The organism is Mesobacillus sp. (assembly GCF_047739415.1).
In the GTDB taxonomy this organism is placed as follows: domain Bacteria; phylum Bacillota; class Bacilli; order Bacillales; family Cytobacillaceae; genus Mesobacillus.
On sequence record NZ_JBIQOE010000113.1, the window covers coordinates 1 to 2,615 of the forward strand.

Sequence of the window (2,615 nt, forward strand, 5' to 3'; positions counted from 1 at the left end):
CAATGAAGGATCCATCATTCTATGATGTAATTGTCGATGCATTAGATTTTGGGGGGCAAAAAGATTTCTCCAGATTTAATGATCTGGAAATGATTTATCTATACATCCATGAAAAAAAGGATTTGAATGACAAAAACAACCGACAAAAAAATACGATTGAAGAATACATAAGGGAATTGCTTTTATTTTATAAGCAGCTGGTGGAAAATGCGGTAAGCTTCGAAATAGAGTTGGAGATTTTGGATTATCAATTATTAAAGAGGTTAAACGAAAGAAATTTAAGGAAGTACCAGGATTGGCTAAAAACAGCTCCCCTTGGGAAAGGTGGAAAGGTTTATTCAGCAGCAACGAAATATCGTAAGACTGTAATCGTAAAAGGATTTCTAAAATTTTTATTCGAGAAAGACTATATCGAGCATTCGTTACATAAAGACATGTCCAGCAGCAACCTTCATTCAAGCGATATACCTATAAAAGAAATCAGTTCAGAGGAAGTTCTTCACTTAATACAGTACTTTAAGAATCACCCTATCCTTTACTCTTTGATATCCACACTTGCAACTACGGGCATTCGTGTGAATGAATTGTGTACTGCTACAGTCGGTGACCTGGAATATATAGATGGAGAGTATTGGTTGACGGTAAAAGGGAAAGGGAACAAATTCAGGCAAGTATTGATTCACGGTAATGTATTGGAGACGATTAGGAAGTTTAGAAATAGGAGAAGAGTAGATTTCCATATTGGAAAGAGAGATGAATCTCCACTCTTTATTACTTCTAAAGGCAAGGCATATGACTCTAAATATCTTTCAAATTATCTAATTAAGAAAATAAATCAAGCGGATCTCGAATTTGTTCAAATGCGGAAGGAGCCCATTACACCACATACATTAAGGCATGGCTATGCTCAGATTAGCGCTGACCAGGGAGCAGATCTATTAACCATTCAAGAATCCCTTGGCCATGTACAATTGAAAACCACCCAACGATATTTACAGAGAAAGACATCACGTAAGCGTAATGCGGCTCATGCTTGGAAGAATTCAGAAATGTTGAGAAACATATGAGGAGATTCTCCATTCATGAGTGAGATTAAAACACAAAAAAGTCTCTAGTCTATTTTAGACTAGAGATCAGTTTGTAGACAAAAGGGGTTCGGAATGGTCTCATTCCGAACCCCTTTTTGGATTTCATCGGATTTTCAAAGAAAATAGACTCTATTAGCTATACTTTTAGGCCATTACTGGACTTCTCCATGTCCAGTTGGCCATCTTCTTCAAGTTTAAGGCAGCGAAAGTAAGCATCGCCTGCATCGACAATTTTTTAAGTCCCCTCAGGGTTGTCCAACGCATGCCATGCTTTTCTTTTGCATCTGCGAATACGCGCTCAATGGTTTCTTTGCGCTTCGCATAAATTTGTTTTACTTCTGGTTTGTGCCTTAAGTGGTCTGCCTCTTCCACATACTCCTGCCAGATATGGCGCGTGACCACCTTTTGATGGTCCTTGCTTTCTGTGCATTGCGCTAAAAATGGGCAGTTGGCGCAGATCTGTTTAGGGGATTTATATTCACGATACCCCTCTTTAGTTGTGGTCGAATACTTTAGGACCTCACCGGCAGGGCACAAGTAACAGTCATAAAATTCGTCATACACATAGTCATATTTGCGGAAAAAGCCATCCTTCGTCCGTGGTCGGGTATAAGGCAAAGCCGGGATCATTTCGTTTTCCATCAGAAACTTCGTAATAGCCGGAGTTTTATAGGCTGCGTCGGCCGCAACGGCATTAGGCTTTCCAACTGTCTCTATCACTTGTTCTACCAGTGGCTCAAGGATCAGGCTGTCATGCGTGTTACCAGGTGTCACAATTGTCCCCAGGACAAATCCGTTACGGTCTGATGCCGCATGAAAGGAGTAGGCAAACTGCTTTGTCCGTTCGTCCTTGACGTAGTATCCACTCTCCGGATCGGTTGTGCTTTCCTTGATTTCTTTCGATTCTTCCTTATCAAACTTATCAGGAGGAAAAGGTTTTTTCCCATGGTCTTCCCGATCCTGATTAATTTCTACCTGGAGTTTCTCTTGATACGCCCGTGTTTCCTTACGCACCACTTTCTTCTCGAATTTATGCTTATTCGCACTTGCTTTTACATGGGTTGAATCAATAAAGACATGTTCAGCACTAATGAGTTTCTTATCAGCTGCGGTCTTAAGAATTCGATAGAAGATCTGTTCAAACAAATCGGTGTCTTTAAAACGGCGTTCGTAATTCTTCCCGAAGGTGGAGAAGTGGGGCACTTTATCATGGAATCCATAACCCAAAAACCAGCGATAGGCCATATTCGTTTCTACTTCGGCAATGGTCTGACGCATGGAACGGATGCCAAAGGTATATTGAATGAAGGTGAGTTTAATTAAAATCACAGGGTCAATGCTTGGTCGCCCTACTTCCGAATACACATCCTTCACCAAGTCATAAATGAAAGAAAAATCAATGGCTGCTTCCATCTTACGGACTAAATGTTCCTTAGGAACCAGCTGGTCTAAAGCCACCATTTCTAATTGATCTCGTTGGATTGGATTATTCTTCGAAAGCATCTTTATCACCTCAAGCGTTATATG

At 40.5% G+C, this 2,615-nt stretch carries 2 protein-coding genes; one reads left to right on the forward strand and one right to left on the reverse strand.

Features of this window, described 5'->3' with window-relative positions; all coding sequences use genetic code 11:
* Positions 1 to 1,067 (forward strand): tyrosine-type recombinase/integrase (locus tag ACH0QE_RS09230; protein ID WP_415800409.1); only part of this gene is annotated, 1,067 nt, incomplete at its 5' end.
* A gap of 165 nt (positions 1,068 to 1,232) precedes the next feature.
* Here the strand turns inward: ACH0QE_RS09230 and ACH0QE_RS09235 are convergent.
* Positions 1,233 to 2,591, reverse strand: a complete 1,359-nt coding sequence (locus ACH0QE_RS09235) for an IS1182 family transposase (RefSeq protein ID WP_415800410.1) — start codon at positions 2,589 to 2,591, stop codon at positions 1,233 to 1,235.
* Between the last annotated feature and the right edge of the window lie 24 nt (positions 2,592 to 2,615).